Origin of the sequence: Pseudomonas sp. AP42, assembly GCF_001728935.1 — a bacterium.
In the GTDB taxonomy this organism is placed as follows: domain Bacteria; phylum Pseudomonadota; class Gammaproteobacteria; order Pseudomonadales; family Pseudomonadaceae; genus Aquipseudomonas; species Aquipseudomonas lactis.
In genome coordinates this window covers 14632-28803 of sequence record NZ_LYSO01000028.1, presented here as the reverse complement: position 1 = coordinate 28803, position 14172 = coordinate 14632, and the positions used below count along the sequence as shown (strand labels likewise).

Below are 14172 nucleotides of genomic sequence, written 5' to 3'. Positions count from 1 at the left end.
TTGAAAAGGAGCCCCACAGTGATCGACACCTTCAACAGAACCGGCCCGCTTATGGAAGCCTCGAGTTACCCTGCCTGGGCGCAACAGCTGATCCAGGACTGTAGCGAGAGCAAGCGCCGGGTTGTCGAGCACGAACTGTATCAGCGCATGCGTGACAACGCCCTCAGCGCCAAGACCATGCGCCACTACCTCATTGGGGGTTGGCCGGTGGTAGAACAGTTTGCCTTGTACATGGCGCAGAACCTGACCAAGACCAAGTTTGCCCGTCATCCTGGGGAGGACATGGCGCGCCGTTGGCTGATGCGCAACATTCGCGTGGAGCTCAACCATGCCGACTACTGGGTCAATTGGGCACGGGCTCACGGCGTCAGCCTTGAAGAGCTGCAAGCGCAGGAGGTACCGCCCGAGTTGCACGCCCTGAGTCATTGGTGCTGGCACACCAGCTCGGCGGATGCGTTGATCGTCGCGATTGCCGCCACCAACTACGCGATCGAGGGGGCGACGGGGGAGTGGTCCGCGGTGGTCTGCTCTACCGGTGTTTATGCTGCCGCCTTCCCGGAGGAAGATCGCAAGCGGGCGATGAAGTGGCTGAAGATGCACGCCCAATACGACGACGCCCACCCTTGGGAAGCCCTGGAAATCATCTGCACCCTGGCCGGGACCAACCCGAGCAAGGCCCTGCAGGAAGAGTTGCGCCAGGCGGTGTGCAAGAGCTACGACTACATGCACTTGTTCCTGGAAAGCTGTATGCGTCTAGAGAATGCGGAGAAAGACAAGGCGCCAGCCGTTCGCGAGCGCCCTGTGCGCATCGCCAGCGAGGCGTAGCGGTAATTGTGGCGAGGGAGCAAGCTCCCTCTCCACAACTGACCCTACCCCGCCATCGCCAGGCGGTTACGACCTTCGCGCTTGGCCACATACAACGCATTGTCGGCCCGACGCAGCAGGCTTTCAGCTGACTCGGCCGCCAGCAGCGTCGAGCAACCGAGGCTCACGGTCAGTTCGATTCGGGTACCCTCCACCCAGTAGTCCTGGGCTTGTGCCGCCTGGCGCAGGCGCTCTCCCACCATCCTCGCGGCATCGCGACCGGTGTTGGAGAGCAGGATCAAAAACTCTTCCCCGCCAAACCGGAACACCATGTCCACGTTGCGCAACTGGCGTTTGATCGCCCCCGCCACGGCGCGCAGCACGCTGTCGCCCGCGGCATGCCCATGGGTGTCGTTTATTTTCTTGAAGTGGTCGATGTCCAGCATCAACAGCGACAGCGGGTGCAAATGCCGGCGTGCCATGTCGATTTCTCGCTGCAGCGTCTGGTCCATGGCCACACGGTTGCCGGTTTCGGTCAACGGGTCACGCAGGGCGCTGCGGGTGGCGGCGCGGTAGAGCAGGGCGTTGCGCATCGGATAAAGCAAGGTCACCAGCAGCAGTTCGAGCTGGCTCAGTTCTTCTTCAAGCAACCGCTGGTTACGACGAAAGACCAGTTCCCCCAGGTGCTCGCCTTCATGGCTCAGGGTGTAGCTGACGGAGTGATGACCCCGGTGACCAAACTCCAGGCGCAGGTCGCTGGCGGCGTGACGGTATTGCAACGCGTCCAGCGGCACCAGGCGCTGTACCTCGCGAAAGAACAGACCCAGGATGCGCTCCGGCTCCAGGCTGGTCTGCAACTGCTGGTTCAGTTGCTGGCGAAGTTCGGCGAGGGTGGCGGGGCGGCGTGGGCGTAAGGATGGCTGGCCAAATCCCAGGCGTTGCAATTTGGCACTGTCAAAGTCAATTGCGTTGGTCTGGGTGGGGGTTTTCATAAGCGCGTGGCCTCTAAGCACTGGGCTGTCTTACAGGCGGGATGAGAGTGGCGAGTGCCAAGCGTCTTACTGATCCGTCAGTTCCGTAAAACATTGGAAACAGTTTAAACCGCTTTTCCTTGGGTTATAACCCCGGGGCACTGCCGCACGTCTTGTCATCGCCGAACCTGCTTGAACAGTACTAGAGCGAGATTCATGCCAAGTGTATTTGGCTGGTAAAAATCCTTATAAATCAATTAACTAATTTTTAAGTAAGAAAAGTCCGTTAAAGCATGGCGCCAGTTATTTGGCTGATTTGGGCCGACGTTACTGCCGGCCCGGTTAACCTTACTGTTTCGGTGGGGCGAGATGTTTGTCGCAAATAAACAACGCTTCGGTTATCCGCACACAAAGTACACCACCCCTCATCACTACTAGACCAAGGTGGTACGGTCGATCTGCGCGATGGAAGTGACCCCGGTCAGGGTCATGGCCACGCGCATTTCCTTGGCAAAGATGTCCAGCAGGTTCTCCACCCCATGCTGGCCCTCGGCGGCCAGCGCGTAGGCGGTGGCACGCCCCAGCAGGCACGCCTTGGCACCCAGGGCGAGCATGCGCACCACGTCGAGCCCGGAGCGAATGCCCGAATCCACCAGCACGGTCAGGTCATCGCCCACCGCTTCGGCAATCGGCGGCAACGCCTTGGCCGTGGAGAGCACCCCGTCGAGCTGGCGGCCGCCATGGTTGGAGACCACGATGCCGTCGGCACCGAAACTCACCGCGTCCTTGGCATCCTGCGGGTCGAGGATGCCCTTGATGATCATCGGGCCTTTCCAGAACTCGCGGATCCACTCCAGGTCTTTCCAGCTGATCGACGGGTCGAAGTTGTTGGCCAGCCAGCCAATGTAGTCCTCCAGGTGGGTGGGTTTGCCCAGGTATTTGGAGATATTGCCCAGGTCGTGGGGGCGGCCCATCAAGCCCACATCGAAGGCCCATTGCGGCTTGGTCACCGCCTGCAACATGCGCCGCTGCGCCGCGTAGGGGCCGGACATGCCCGAGTGCGCGTCACGGTAGCGTGCGCCCGGTGTCGGCATGTCAACGGTGAACACCAAGGTAGTCACCCCGGCGGCCTGCGCCCGCTCCAGGGCGTTGCGCATGAAACCGCGATCCTTGAGCACATACAGCTGGAACCAGATCGGCTGCGGGCTCTGCGACGCCACTTCCTCAATCGAACACACCGACACTGTCGACAGGCAGAAGGGGATGTTTTTGTTGGCCGCCGCCCTGGCCGCTTGCACTTCACCGCGTCGCGCGTACATGCCGGTCAGGCCGACCGGGCTGAGGATCACCGGCATCGCCAGTTCGGTGCCGAACAGCTGGGTGGTAAGACTCAGGTCGTCGACATTGCGCAGGATGCGTTGGCGCAGGCTGATCTCGGCCAGGTCCGAACTGTTGGCGCGCAGCGTGTGCTCGGCGTAGGCGCCGCCGTCGATGTAATCGAACAGAAAGCGCGGCAACTTGCGCTTGGCCGCGGCGCGGTAGTCGGAAGCGGACGAGATGATCATCGACGGTGTCTCCACAGGGCAAAGTGCTACACCCTAAGCAAAGTTATGCCATGATGAAAACAACTTTTATCACTGCTATCCAGTCGCCAAAGGAATACTGATGAACCTGCGAACCTTGCGTGCGTTTGTCGAAGTGGTGCGCCAGGGCGGGTTCTCCCAGGCGGCCGAAGTGGTCGCCCTGACCCAGTCCACCGTCAGCAAAGCGGTCAAGACCCTGGAGGACGAATTGGGCATGCCACTGCTCAATCGTCTGGGCCACAAGAACGAACTCACCGCCGCCGGCGAAATTGCCTACCGCCGTGCCCTGGTAATGCTCGCCGAACGCACCGACCTGATGGCTGAAATCAACGACCTGCGCGGCCTCAAGCGCGGCGTGCTGCGCATCGGCCTGCCGCCAGTGGGGTGCGGCGTGCTGTTCGCGGCCATGTTTGCCACTTATCGCAGCCGCTACCCGGGCATCGACATCGAACTGACCGAATACGGCAGTAAAAGGCTGCGCGAATGCCTGGAAGCGGGGGAGGTCGATCTGGCGGCACTGCTGCTGCCGGTGGACGAAGGCTTCGACTATCAGCCAGTACGCAACGAACCTCTGATCGCAGTGCTGCCCGTCAGCCACCCACTGGCCCGCCGCAAGCGAATCGACTTCACCGACCTGGCGGACTCGCCGTTCATCCTGTTCGAAGCGGGTTTTGCCCTCAACGCCAAGATCCTCAGCGCCTGCGAACGCAAAGGCGTGACCCCCAAAGTCACCGCCCGCAGCGGGCAGATCGACTTTATCGTCGACCTGGTCACCGCCGGCCTGGGCGTCGCCTTCCTGCCGCGAATGCTGGCGCACAAGCACCAACACCCCGGCATCGCCCTGATCCCCCTGGACGAGCCCCACACCGATTGGCACATCGCCCTGGCCTGGCGCGCCAGCGCCCACCTGCCACCGGCAGCGCGAGCCTGGTTGGAGCTGGCCAAGGAACCGTCGTATTCAAGCGAGCAGGGGGGCGATTTACGGAAAGTGTCAGAGGATGCTTGACTTCTTCTTTTTAATCAGTAACATACGGCGCATTCCGCGATAGCTCAGTTGGTAGAGCAAATGACTGTTAATCATTGGGTCCCTGGTTCGAGTCCAGGTCGTGGAGCCAGATAGAGAAAAGCCTGCAGAGATGCAGGCTTTTTTTTTGCTTGGGATTTGACCCAGCCCCCAGCAATCCAAACGCTTACAGGTCATTTCCAAGACCTTTATCCCTAATATCTCACTGATCCATTCGAATGATCCGTTAAATCAGCTTGGAAGTTTGTTGCTTCATGCTGCTGATGGACGCTTTCGCCTCAAGAATTTGATACCGGTGTTCGCTCAAGATTTCGATTTGATCCTTGTCGACACCGGGGGGAAGAGGCATGTATAGGCAGCTTCGAGGGTGTCGCCTAAGCGGCTGTCCAAGTCGCCGAAGCTCGCAGGTTGCTCTAGGTAGGCAGCCTCATACCAAGCGCACTCTGTGAAGACGACTGGCAGTTTGAACAGCTGGGTTTGCAACGATGTGAGGTTTTCGAGTTTCATGTGTCTCTCCGCAAAAAGCCCAAAACGGCGAGACACGTCGCCCATACGGCGAGTGTTCCCCGCATGGCTGAATAGCTACAAATCAGGACACGGACAAGGCCGGCGTCTTAAAGCTAATAGGCCACCGGTTGGTTACTGATGGCTGAGGGTGTCGCGATGGATCAAGAAGTGACGACTTTCCCGTAAACCTCGTAAAGGCTCTTCAAAATGGGGAAGCCAAAACAGAGAACCAGGAGCCAGAATTGCCAACGAAGCACCGTTATGTTTGATTCTAGTTTTGACACTGAGCTTTGAAATTGACTGGCTTGGCGTTCGACCAGAGTTCGCAAATCCGCGCCTTGCTCCTTAATCAAGGCGGTGAGGTCAGTACGTAATGCAGTGATCGAACCCTGAAGGTGCGACTCGGTACGCTCTAAGTCGGATATTGAAGCGAAATCTTTCACATCGTCCTCCCATGCATCTACAACAGCTTTAGCTTTGTTATTTGGCACACTGATGGATGTCAGCGCGTCATATAAGGCAAGCGATAGTTTCATCATGTCTCCTGCGATTGGCAAGTGACGTAAAGACCCCACCTGACGGCAGGCTCCCGTCACAGTGAGGGTTGGTGCATTCGGTCGGCGAGAATGCCGACGACTGTCCGCGCTACCGAATATTTTGCGAACTACAGCTGATCAACACGGATAGCGTGGTGACCTTCAAGATCCATGTCACCTCGGCAAGTGCTGTCTACGACAGCGAACCAGTCCAGATAATCGACTTAAACGTTATGGCGATCCAGTCAGACGTTTCTTGGAATCTTGTAGGGAATGTGCGGCATCTAGTGAACTGCGCGTTCTGGACCCGTTGGAGGGAGCTAATGACAGCCAAATTGATCCGATTTGCCTGTGGCTCCGCCTTAGATTTATGACTGGTGTTCTGTAAGTCTATCGCTGTAATTACTCTTACAAGGCTTTGCGGCATCCCCCCTCGTGAAAATCGGCGTGACAAACACCGAAGTCACCCGCAACGGCGATACAGATAAGGGGGCTGCAGCCCACGCAATGGAGTGCACCTGACTGACAGTCAGGCATGGCCCGGTCATCGCTTCACGGCCTTCACCCGACTCAGGATCTCGCGGCGCCGGTTTCGTCAGCCAATGCAGTCTCCACCCGCCCACTTCTGCGCAAGTGAGCCACCGGCATGCGGCTGCGTGAGGCCATTTTTTGGCCGGCTTAACGCGCTTAAAACGTGAGGCCGAGCACTACGGCAAGATCAACATCCAAGATGGCACTTACAGGCTCAGGCACTGCTGTTACGGAAACTGCCCGGCGTAATGCCGACTACTTTTTTAAAGGCACGGGTCATGTGGCTTTGATCGAAGAAGCCGCAAGTGAATGACGCTTCTGCGAGACTGGACCCGGTGCGCAGCAGTTTTTGGACCTGGGCGATTCTTCTCTGGATTTGATAGCTGTGGGGGGAGATGCCAACGCTTTTTTTGAACACCCGGATCAGGTAAAGAGGGTCGAGGTTCACCAGTTGCGCCAGCTCTTCCAGCGACAGATGTTTGTCGAACTCATCTTCGAGCTTCTTCTTGATCTTTTGCACGGCGTGCTGCTCAGCCGCACTGACTGGTTCGATGGGCGCTCCGCTGCGCTCGAAAAGTTCTGTCACCAGATCCAGAAGGATAGTTTCCCGCTCAAGGCTGGGTGGGGATTTTTCAATGAGTTGATGCTGATGCAAAAAGATGCGGGCGAAGTCGGGGGCCTGGCTCAGAGCTGTTTGAAAAAGATGAATATGATCCTCTGAAAAGCGCCCTTGAAACACTACGCGATTGACCCATTCGGGGTCGATATAGAGCATTCGATACATCCAGCCCTCATCGTGGCCTGGCAAGCCGTCGTGGATCTCCCCAGGGGTAATGGTGACCACACTGCCAGCGACACCCATGTAGTAACTGCCGCGATAAAATAGCTTTTCAACACCGCTACTTATAACGCCGATAGCGTATCTGTCATGTGAATGTCGGCCGAAAGATTGGGTGCTATAACGCGCAGATAGCAACTCGCAGTCGCCTTCGGGTATACGCCAGAATTGAACAAAATCCTTATCTTTTTGAGGGGCTTTTTCACTGCGAATCCCGTCCATCCATTGTCCAGTTTTGTGCAATACGTATGAAAAAAAGGTCGCTAAATTTAGCACCTATTTCATAAAACAAGCTAGGGGATGCGATGTCTACAAAACTGGTAATTGGGGATTTTAATAAGTCGTCATGGTCATTTCGTGCGTGGCTGGTTCTTGTGACAGCCGACGTTTCGTTTGAAACCCTTCAGCTGAAACTGGAACAGAGCGACACCCGCCAGCAAATCCTCGAACACTCGCCTTCTGGCCGAGTCCCGGCGCTGTTACTCAATGGCATAGTGATCAACGACAGCCTGGCCATCAGCGAATACGTTGCCGACGCCTATCCTGGCGCCAACCTCTGGCCCCAAGACCCGCAGGTCAAAGCACTCGCGCGCGCCGCAGCGGCGGAGATGCACTCCGGCTTCACGCACCTGCGCACACAGATGTCGTTCGGCCTGAACACCGGTGATACCCCTGAAACGCTTACCGCCCAGACGCGTGAAGAAGTCATGCGCGTGTTCGATATCTGGAACAACCTGCGCGCGCTGAGCGGTTCGAAGCAGTTCCTCTGCGGCGACTTCGGCATTGTGGATGCCATGTTTGTTCCGGTGGTATTTCGTTTCCGTCGTTATGGTATTGCCATACCGGCACAACTGCAGGGATATGTCGACAACATCCTGGCGTATGCACCGGTACAACAATGGTTGAAGCTGGCGGCACAAGAAGTTTAAAGAACAGCACTACTGATATCGATTAAAGATAACGACAAAAAACTTTTGTTGACCGCATGCAGGAAAGACCTCAGGGGCTTTTCTGCTTTGCCGAGTCTGACTTTTGTAATAAATGGGGATAAAGCTGTGAGTGTTCATAACGTTAATACCAGTGATTCAGGGCGTGACGGGCAAGTCTACGATGTCATCGGTATAGGTTTTGGGCCCGCGAACATCGCCTTGGCCATTGCCCTGGAAGAATTAGGCTTTGCGGGAACACGCCTGTTCCTGGAGCGCCAGGGCAGTACGAAATGGCAACCGGAGATGATGCTGTCGGGCAGCGATATCCAGAATCATCCGAGCCGCGATCTGGTGACGCCACGCAACCCGCGCAGCCGCTACACCTTCACCAACTTCCTGTTCGAAAATGATCGGCTTTTCGAGCACCTCAATCTTGGTTTGGAGTTTCCGCTGCGCAGCGAATTCGCCGAGTACGTGCGCTGGGTCGCGGGTTTCTTTGCCAAGGACGTGGTTTACAACCAGGCCGTGACATCGATTCAGGCAGACCCTGTCAGCAACCTGTATTGCGTGACTACGCAAACCGGGAGCAAGTTTTTTGCCCGCTCGCTGGTCGTCGCACCCGGGCGGACACCCGTGATCCCGCAGGCATTCACCGACTGCGCCGCCGACCAGGTTTTCCATTTGACCCAGTACCTCGGGCGGTTGGCGCAACTAGCGCAACAGCGCGAGTTGAAGCGGGTCGCGGTAGTAGGCGGCAGCCAGAGTGCGATCGAGATCATGCTGCACCTGCGCCATAGCTACCCACACCTCGAGATCATCAACATCCAGCGCGGCTACGGTTTCCGCCTCAAGGACACCAGCCAGTTCAGCGAGCATGTGTACTTCCCGTCCTTTGTTGACCAGTACTACAACAGTTCCGCCGAAGCGAAGAAGAACATCAACCGCCACTTGCATTACACCAACTACTCCGCTGCTGACGCCGACGTGATCTCGGAGTTGTATGTAGGCATGTATGAAGACAAGTTGCAGGGTAAAAACAGAACCACCATCAAGAGTTTCAGTGACATCCAGGCTTGCACAGCCACCGGCCACAGCTACTCGCTGACGCTACTCGACACCCAGGCCGGGACCACCGAACAACTGCCTGAGTTGGACGCTGTCGTGCTGGCTACCGGATTCCGCAATCTGGGCACCGGCGCCCAAGACGAACATTTCCCCTCCATTCTGCGCGACCTGGCCGAAAGCCTGGACTGTGATGCCCAGGGCGTGATTCGCATCGGACGTGATTATCGCCTGTCCGCGCGCGCAGGCTGCAACTTACCGGCGCTTTACCTCAACGGTTTGTGCGAGTCGTCCCACGGCTACGGCGATGCAGGCTCCTTCAGCCTGTTGTCGCTGCGGGCCCGGGAAATTTTCACGTCGTTGAGCGAACAACTGGGGCTGGAAGACGCCGCAGAAAAAATCGCCTGAGTCGCCTTTGATCGCACGCACCTCGACCCCTTATATGAGTAGGCCGTAAATGGAAATTTCAGGAATGGATGAGTTGGGTATATTTGCCGAGGTCGAGTCCCAGGCGCGAAGTTATTGCCGCAGTTTCCCCGTGGTCTTCGACCAGGCTCAGGGCAGCTATCTGTACGACCTCAAGGGGCAGGCCTACATCGACTTTCTAAGTTGCGCCGGCTCGGTCAACTATGGTCACAACCCTAAACCGGTCAAGGCAGCGGTAATCGACTACTTGCAACGTGACGGGATCCAGGCGGCGCTGGACATGCACAGCCGGGCCAAGCAGGAGTTTCTCTTCAACTTGCGCAAGATCATTCTTGAGCCACGGGCGCTGTCTTACAAAATGCAGTTCACCTCGCCCACGGGCACCAGCGTGGTGGAGTCGGCCATCAAACTGGCGCGCAAGGTCACCGGGCGGCAGCACATCGTCGCGTTCACCAATGGCTTTCACGGGATGTCGAACACCTCGCTGGGGCTGACCGGAAACCGCGATAATCGCCAACCTGGCGTCGATCCCTATGTGTTCCGCATGCCCTACGACGGTTACCTAAAAGGTCTGGATTCCGTCGAGTATTTCGAACGATTGCTGAACGACAACAGCTCTGGCATGGATCTTCCGGCGGCGGTGATTCTGGAAACCATTCAGGGCGAAGGCGGGATCAACGTAGCGTCCGCCGACTGGCTGGTGCGCTTGCGCAAACTGACGGCTGAGCACGACATCCTGCTGATCATCGATGATATCCAGGCCGGTTGCGGCCGCACCGGGACCTTCTTCAGTTTCGAACCGTCCGGTATCACCCCGGACATGGTCTGCCTGTCGAAATCCCTCAGTGGTTACGGACTGCCGTTCGCCCTGCTGCTGCATCGTCCAGAGCTGGATCAATGGTCGCCCGGCGAAGACAACGGCACCTTCCGTGGCAACACCCTGGCCTTCGTCGCCGCGACCAAAACCTTGCAGGAATTCTGGAGCGACGACCGTCTGGTCAAGCACATCCAGGCCAATGAAACGCTCCTGAAGTCCTGGTTCGCCAAGGTCACCGAGCGCTTCGCTGTGCATATCAAGCAGGTGCGTGGGCGCGGGCTGTTTTATGGCATCGAGTTCTACGATGCGTCATTGACCGCCGCGGTCACGCGCGCGTGCTTTACGCGCCGATTGATCATCGAGCGCTGCGGCCCGCAAGATCAGGTGCTCAAGTTGATGCCGGCCCTGACCATCGACGCAGAAACCCTGCAGAGCGGACTGGCGAGCATTTTCGAGGCCATGCAACAGGTACTGGAATACCCCTCGTCCAGCGAATCGGACACGGATACAGATACGTTGCGCTTTACCAATGAGGTCTCCCATGTCGACTAATAACAACCGGGCAATCATCGAGCTGACCATCGGCGGGCTGATGCTCAGCCTGTCAGCACTGGCGGTGGCTTTCGCCCATATCGGCGCCGGTGGTGCCGGATTCTATCGGATGCTGATCGCCTCGATCCTGTTCTTCCTGCTCCTCAAGGTGCGCAAGACGCCGGTGCGACTCAAAAGCGCCAAGGCCCAGCTCTACACTGCACTGGCCGGAGTATTTCTGGCGATCGACCTGGTGCTGTGGCATCAGAGCATCTACATCGTTGGCCCGGGCATCGGATCGATCCTGACCAACTGCCAGGTGTTCTTCATGACCTTGCTGGGGCTGTACCTGTTGAAGGAAAAGCCCTCGATCTACTTCCTGATTTCCATCTCGCTGGCCTTCGTCGGGCTGTACCTGTTGCTGTTGCCGGAAATGACCAGCGGAGTCGGGATCAAAGGCGTGGTGTATGGGGTGCTGTCGGGGCTGGCGTATGCCATTTGCGTGTACTTCCTGAAGCTCAATACTCAGCTGCCTGATGGTGGCGGTGACAAGATTGCGCAGATGCTCAACTTGAGTCTGTGGGCAGCCCTGGTATTGCTGGTATACGCGCTGGCGACCGGGGAAAGCCTGGCCATTGTGGACGGACAAACCTTGGTGATGCTGGTGATTTACGGGGTACTGGTGCAATTCGTCGGTTGGCTGCTGGTCAATCGTTCGATCGGCGCCCTCAGCCTGGGGCTGGCCGGACTGATCCTGCTGCTCGAACCAGTGATTACTTACTTCATCGACGTCGCTTTTCTCGGCAAGGCAAGCTCCTCGCTACAGATCGCCGGCGCGCTACTGACTATCTTCGCGGTGTACATCGGCTCAATCAAGCCGCCGGAAAAGGCTCAGAACTTACCTGAGGCTATCTGACGGATGAGGGGGGGGGCACGGCATCTGTGAACTTGGTTGCGTGCCCCCAATCGATAAGCTACGTGCAGGCCTACAAGGTTTGCGCGTAGTCGTTTATATCCGTTGCGGCCAAACAGACATAAACGCGTGTCACATTATAAAAGCTGTCAAACTAATGCAATTATCGGTAAGCGGGATGGACGCAACTGCGGTGTTCATGGTGATCTAGGAGTTTCCATGAAGTATCGGATTAATTAGGATAGCCTTAGGGATGTAATTTTATATATTTTGTAGAATGTCTTTGTAAAACTTTTGCTTGTTTTTCTATTCGAGTCCAAGTCGTGCCAGATAGTGAAAAGCCTGTAGAGATACAGGCTTTTTTTGCTTGGGATTTGACCCAGCAATTCAGACGCTTAGCATGACGCCATCAACGGGCATGATCCGCATGCTTATTTGAAGGCCGTGCTCACGCGCCTGCCGTCGCAGTGGGCGAGTGAGATTGAAGCGGCTTGGTCTTACGCGATTTTGATTACTACCTTACCAAAGGCGCCTCTGGCCAAATGTTCGTACGCTTCGCGTGCTTGATCAAATGGATACACGTGGTCGATGACCGGGCGAATCTTGTGCTCGTTCAAGAATTCGTTCATTCGGTCAAATGACGAGCGTGGAGCAACGGCTATGCCGCGGATCGTTGTTTGCCGGAAAATCATAGGCATCAGGTTCAAGGCAGAGGTCTGGCCTGTCAGAAAGCCGATCTGTGCGATACGTCCACCAGCCTTTGTTGCAGCAATCGATTGATTGATGCCGTCACCGCCTGCCACATCCAGCAGGAGATCCACTCCCTTGCCGTCAGTGAGCTTCAGAACTTCCTCTGCCCACTCAGGGGTAGTGCGATAATTCACACCCGCAACCGCGCCCAATTTTTTTACAGCCTCCAGATTCTCATCACGGCTGGAGGTGACGATAACCTTGGCTCCCAAAGCCGTAGCAATTTGTGCTGCAAAAACAGAAACACCTCCAGATCCCTGAACCAAGACGGTTTGGCCGGCCTCGATCTGGCCATAGTCGACGAGCGCATACCACGCCGTCAGAGCAGCAATGGGAAGGGTCGCTGCTTCCTCATCTGACATGTTGTCGGGGGCACGTACTGCGCTGTCTTCATGGATGATCATGTATTGCGCCAGACCACCAGGCAATGGCGAGCCGAAGCAGTAGTTGGGTTCATCTGGCCCAGGCATGCCGTCCAACCAACGTGAGTAGAGGTGTGAGTTGACCCGATCTCCGATAGCAAAGCGGTTGACACCTTCACCCACTGCCACGACAGTCCCCGCCGCATCGCTGACGGGGATCAGCGGCTTGGGCACCATGTGAGGTTCATAGATGCCGTCAACGATGGCCTTGTCCCGGAAGTTGAGTGATACAGCGCCTACTTTAACCAGCAGCTCACCCGCTTGGGGCACGGGGGTTTCCGTTTCGCCCTGCACGAGATTATTTAGGCCGAAATCTTTCAGAAGCCACGCTTTCATTGTCTGTCTCCAACAATTTTGAATGTGCAGGGGAGCAAAGCTCCTCCTTTACGCTGAGGACATTGTTGAGGTTTCGCGGCTCTAGATAAATGTGCAGAAACCAACAGGATTGTTATCCTGATAAGCAACAATCATCCCGTTAACACGCTTCCCGAGAAGAGACTTATGGAGCTTCTACAGTCGATGCAAGTATTCGCCAAGCTAGCGGAGTTGGGGAGCTTCACCAAAGTCGCTGAGGCAATGCAGGCCGGGCGCCCGCACGTCACACGCACCATTCAGGATTTGGAAGCCTCGCTGGGTGTTCGTCTGTTCCAGCGCACTACGCGTAAAGTAAAACTGACTGCTGAGGGCGAGCGGTTTTACGAACGCGTCAAAGAGATTTTGGCAACCATCGCAGAAACCACTTCCATGTTCGACCGTAGTGGGTCGACGTTGCGTGGGCGGCTTCGAATTGACATCCCCACTGCGTTTTCCCAGCACAGTTTCATGGAAAGCCTCAGGAGATTTACCGAGGCATTTCCCGACATCGAGCTTGCGCTAGGCGTGACCGACCGTACGGTAGATCTCGTAGCCGAGGGCATCGACTGTGTATTGCGCATTGGTGACCTCCCGGATTCAAGCATGGTGGCTAGAGAAATTGGCACCGCCACCATGGTGACCTGTGCGTCTGCAGGTTATCTCCAAACCTGCGGTGCACCCATAACCCTACAAGATCTAGTAGACCACCAATGTGTCAGCTTCCTTTCCGGTCAAAATAACAGACCGCTGCCTTGGCACTTCTCGGTAGACGGCGAAGATCGTCCACATACGCCTCGGGGTGGAATCACCGTGAATGAGTCGAATGCCTACGTTCAATGCGGTGTTGCAGGCTTCGGCATTGTTCAAGCGCCTGGAATTGCCGTTGAGACATTCCTCGCAAGCGGAGAACTGATCGAAGTGCTCAAGGCATTTCGTCCAAAGCCTCGCCTGGTTTCCGTGCTTTATCCAAGCAGAACGCATCTTGCGCCTCAGGTCGAGGCATTTGTGGATTGGCTGAAGGAACATTTTCCGGTGCTACACCCTAACTGGTTCACAGCGCACTAACCATTGTTTTGTAGTGGGGCTAGTCGTAACTGGCCAATGTTGATTTTGTCCGAGTCTGGCCCCCTAGCTTCCTGAGGGCGGCAAGGCGTCAGTTCTCCATAGGCGTAGG

Annotated in this window: 13 protein-coding genes, 1 tRNA gene and 3 pseudogenes; 11 read left to right on the top strand and 6 right to left on the bottom strand. The window is 56.6% G+C overall.

What is annotated here, in order from left to right:
- Positions 1-51: 51 nt before the first annotated feature.
- Entirely contained in the window at positions 52-825 is a 774-nt protein-coding gene (locus A7K61_RS13090) for a TenA family transcriptional regulator (RefSeq protein ID WP_153474739.1), read from the top strand.
- A gap of 44 nt (positions 826-869) precedes the next feature.
- Here A7K61_RS13090 and A7K61_RS13085 read toward each other — a convergent pair whose 3' ends face one another.
- Both A7K61_RS13085 and lldD read right to left on the bottom strand, forming a co-directional pair.
- A complete protein-coding gene (locus tag A7K61_RS13085) occupies positions 870-1796 on the bottom strand; it encodes a GGDEF domain-containing protein (protein ID WP_014719251.1) in 927 nt (308 codons plus the stop codon).
- A 413-nt stretch (positions 1797-2209) separates the two neighbouring features.
- Positions 2210-3340 carry an FMN-dependent L-lactate dehydrogenase LldD gene (gene lldD, locus A7K61_RS13080; protein WP_044274457.1) on the bottom strand — a complete coding sequence of 377 codons (1131 nt, stop codon included), beginning with the start codon at positions 3338-3340 and terminating at the stop codon, positions 2210-2212.
- Between the two features lie 100 nt (positions 3341-3440).
- Here lldD and A7K61_RS13075 point away from each other — a divergent pair, with 100 nt between their 5' ends.
- The 3 genes and pseudogenes from A7K61_RS13075 to A7K61_RS33730 all read left to right on the top strand — a co-directional run.
- Positions 3441-4364: a LysR family transcriptional regulator gene (locus tag A7K61_RS13075; protein WP_069557721.1), complete on the top strand. Its 924-nt coding sequence runs from the start codon at positions 3441-3443 to the stop codon at positions 4362-4364.
- A 33-nt stretch (positions 4365-4397) separates the two neighbouring features.
- A tRNA-Asn gene (locus A7K61_RS13070) sits at positions 4398-4473 on the top strand.
- Positions 4474-4551: 78 nt separating this feature from the next.
- Positions 4552-4734, top strand: a pseudogene (locus A7K61_RS33730) (ParA family protein); the annotation flags it as partial.
- Here the strand turns inward: A7K61_RS33730 and A7K61_RS32445 are convergent.
- Together A7K61_RS32445 and A7K61_RS13060 are read right to left on the bottom strand one after the other, a co-directional pair.
- Positions 4686-4889 carry a hypothetical protein gene (locus tag A7K61_RS32445; RefSeq protein WP_044274449.1) on the bottom strand — a complete coding sequence of 68 codons (204 nt, stop codon included), beginning with the start codon at positions 4887-4889 and terminating at the stop codon, positions 4686-4688. The pseudogene A7K61_RS33730 and the gene A7K61_RS32445 overlap by 49 nt on opposite strands.
- 161 nt (positions 4890-5050) lie before the next feature.
- On the bottom strand, positions 5051-5425 hold the full coding sequence (locus tag A7K61_RS13060; RefSeq protein WP_032896053.1) for a hypothetical protein: 375 nt from the start codon (positions 5423-5425) through the stop codon (positions 5051-5053).
- A 637-nt stretch (positions 5426-6062) separates the two neighbouring features.
- Here A7K61_RS13060 and A7K61_RS33725 point away from each other — a divergent pair.
- A pseudogene (locus A7K61_RS33725) lies at positions 6063-6163 on the top strand (integrase); the annotation flags it as partial.
- A 7-nt stretch (positions 6164-6170) separates the two neighbouring features.
- On the opposite strand, the gene A7K61_RS13050 reads toward A7K61_RS33725, so the two are convergent.
- Entirely contained in the window at positions 6171-7016 is an 846-nt protein-coding gene (locus tag A7K61_RS13050) for an AraC family transcriptional regulator (protein ID WP_069557719.1), read from the bottom strand.
- Between the two features lie 83 nt (positions 7017-7099).
- Between A7K61_RS13050 and A7K61_RS13045 the strand changes: the two genes are divergently transcribed.
- From A7K61_RS13045 to A7K61_RS33720, 5 genes and pseudogenes are all read left to right on the top strand, one after another.
- Positions 7100-7723: a glutathione S-transferase family protein gene (locus tag A7K61_RS13045; protein WP_032896056.1), complete on the top strand. Its 624-nt coding sequence runs from the start codon at positions 7100-7102 to the stop codon at positions 7721-7723.
- 126 nt (positions 7724-7849) lie between these two features.
- On the top strand, positions 7850-9193 hold the full coding sequence (locus A7K61_RS13040; protein ID WP_069557718.1) for a SidA/IucD/PvdA family monooxygenase: 1344 nt from the start codon (positions 7850-7852) through the stop codon (positions 9191-9193).
- Positions 9194-9242: 49 nt separating this feature from the next.
- A complete protein-coding gene (gene ectB / locus A7K61_RS13035; protein WP_256557822.1) occupies positions 9243-10580 on the top strand; it encodes a diaminobutyrate--2-oxoglutarate transaminase in 1338 nt (445 codons plus the stop codon).
- Positions 10570-11475 carry a DMT family transporter gene (locus A7K61_RS13030; RefSeq protein ID WP_032896059.1) on the top strand — a complete coding sequence of 302 codons (906 nt, stop codon included), beginning with the start codon at positions 10570-10572 and terminating at the stop codon, positions 11473-11475. Before ectB ends, A7K61_RS13030 begins: the two co-directional genes overlap by 11 nt.
- 405 nt (positions 11476-11880) lie before the next feature.
- A pseudogene (locus A7K61_RS33720) lies at positions 11881-12039 on the top strand (transposase domain-containing protein); the annotation flags it as partial.
- Here the strand turns inward: A7K61_RS33720 and A7K61_RS13025 are convergent.
- Complete coding sequence (locus A7K61_RS13025) at positions 11970-12980, bottom strand: NAD(P)-dependent alcohol dehydrogenase (protein WP_069557716.1); 1011 nt, start codon at positions 12978-12980, stop codon at positions 11970-11972. The pseudogene A7K61_RS33720 and the gene A7K61_RS13025 overlap by 70 nt on opposite strands.
- 183 nt (positions 12981-13163) lie before the next feature.
- Here A7K61_RS13025 and A7K61_RS13020 point away from each other — a divergent pair, with 183 nt between their 5' ends.
- A complete protein-coding gene (locus A7K61_RS13020; RefSeq protein ID WP_069557730.1) occupies positions 13164-14063 on the top strand; it encodes a LysR family transcriptional regulator in 900 nt (299 codons plus the stop codon).
- Positions 14064-14172 lie beyond the last annotated feature (109 nt).

Coding starts and splice junctions, on each gene's coding strand:
- A7K61_RS13090 (WP_153474739.1), top strand. CDS start 52: ATGGAAGCCTCGAGTTACCCTGCCTGGGCGCAACAGCTGATCCAGGAC.
- A7K61_RS13085 (WP_014719251.1), bottom strand. CDS start 1,796: ATGAAAACCCCCACCCAGACCAACGCAATTGACTTTGACAGTGCCAAA.
- lldD (WP_044274457.1), bottom strand. CDS start 3,340: ATGATCATCTCGTCCGCTTCCGACTACCGCGCCGCGGCCAAGCGCAAG.
- A7K61_RS13075 (WP_069557721.1), top strand. CDS start 3,441: ATGAACCTGCGAACCTTGCGTGCGTTTGTCGAAGTGGTGCGCCAGGGC.
- A7K61_RS32445 (WP_044274449.1), bottom strand. CDS start 4,889: ATGAAACTCGAAAACCTCACATCGTTGCAAACCCAGCTGTTCAAACTG.
- A7K61_RS13060 (WP_032896053.1), bottom strand. CDS start 5,425: ATGAAACTATCGCTTGCCTTATATGACGCGCTGACATCCATCAGTGTG.
- A7K61_RS13050 (WP_069557719.1), bottom strand. CDS start 7,016: ATGGACGGGATTCGCAGTGAAAAAGCCCCTCAAAAAGATAAGGATTTT.
- A7K61_RS13045 (WP_032896056.1), top strand. CDS start 7,100: ATGTCTACAAAACTGGTAATTGGGGATTTTAATAAGTCGTCATGGTCA.
- ectB (WP_256557822.1), top strand. CDS start 9,243: ATGGAAATTTCAGGAATGGATGAGTTGGGTATATTTGCCGAGGTCGAG.
- A7K61_RS13030 (WP_032896059.1), top strand. CDS start 10,570: ATGTCGACTAATAACAACCGGGCAATCATCGAGCTGACCATCGGCGGG.
- A7K61_RS13025 (WP_069557716.1), bottom strand. CDS start 12,980: ATGAAAGCGTGGCTTCTGAAAGATTTCGGCCTAAATAATCTCGTGCAG.
- A7K61_RS13020 (WP_069557730.1), top strand. CDS start 13,164: ATGCAAGTATTCGCCAAGCTAGCGGAGTTGGGGAGCTTCACCAAAGTC.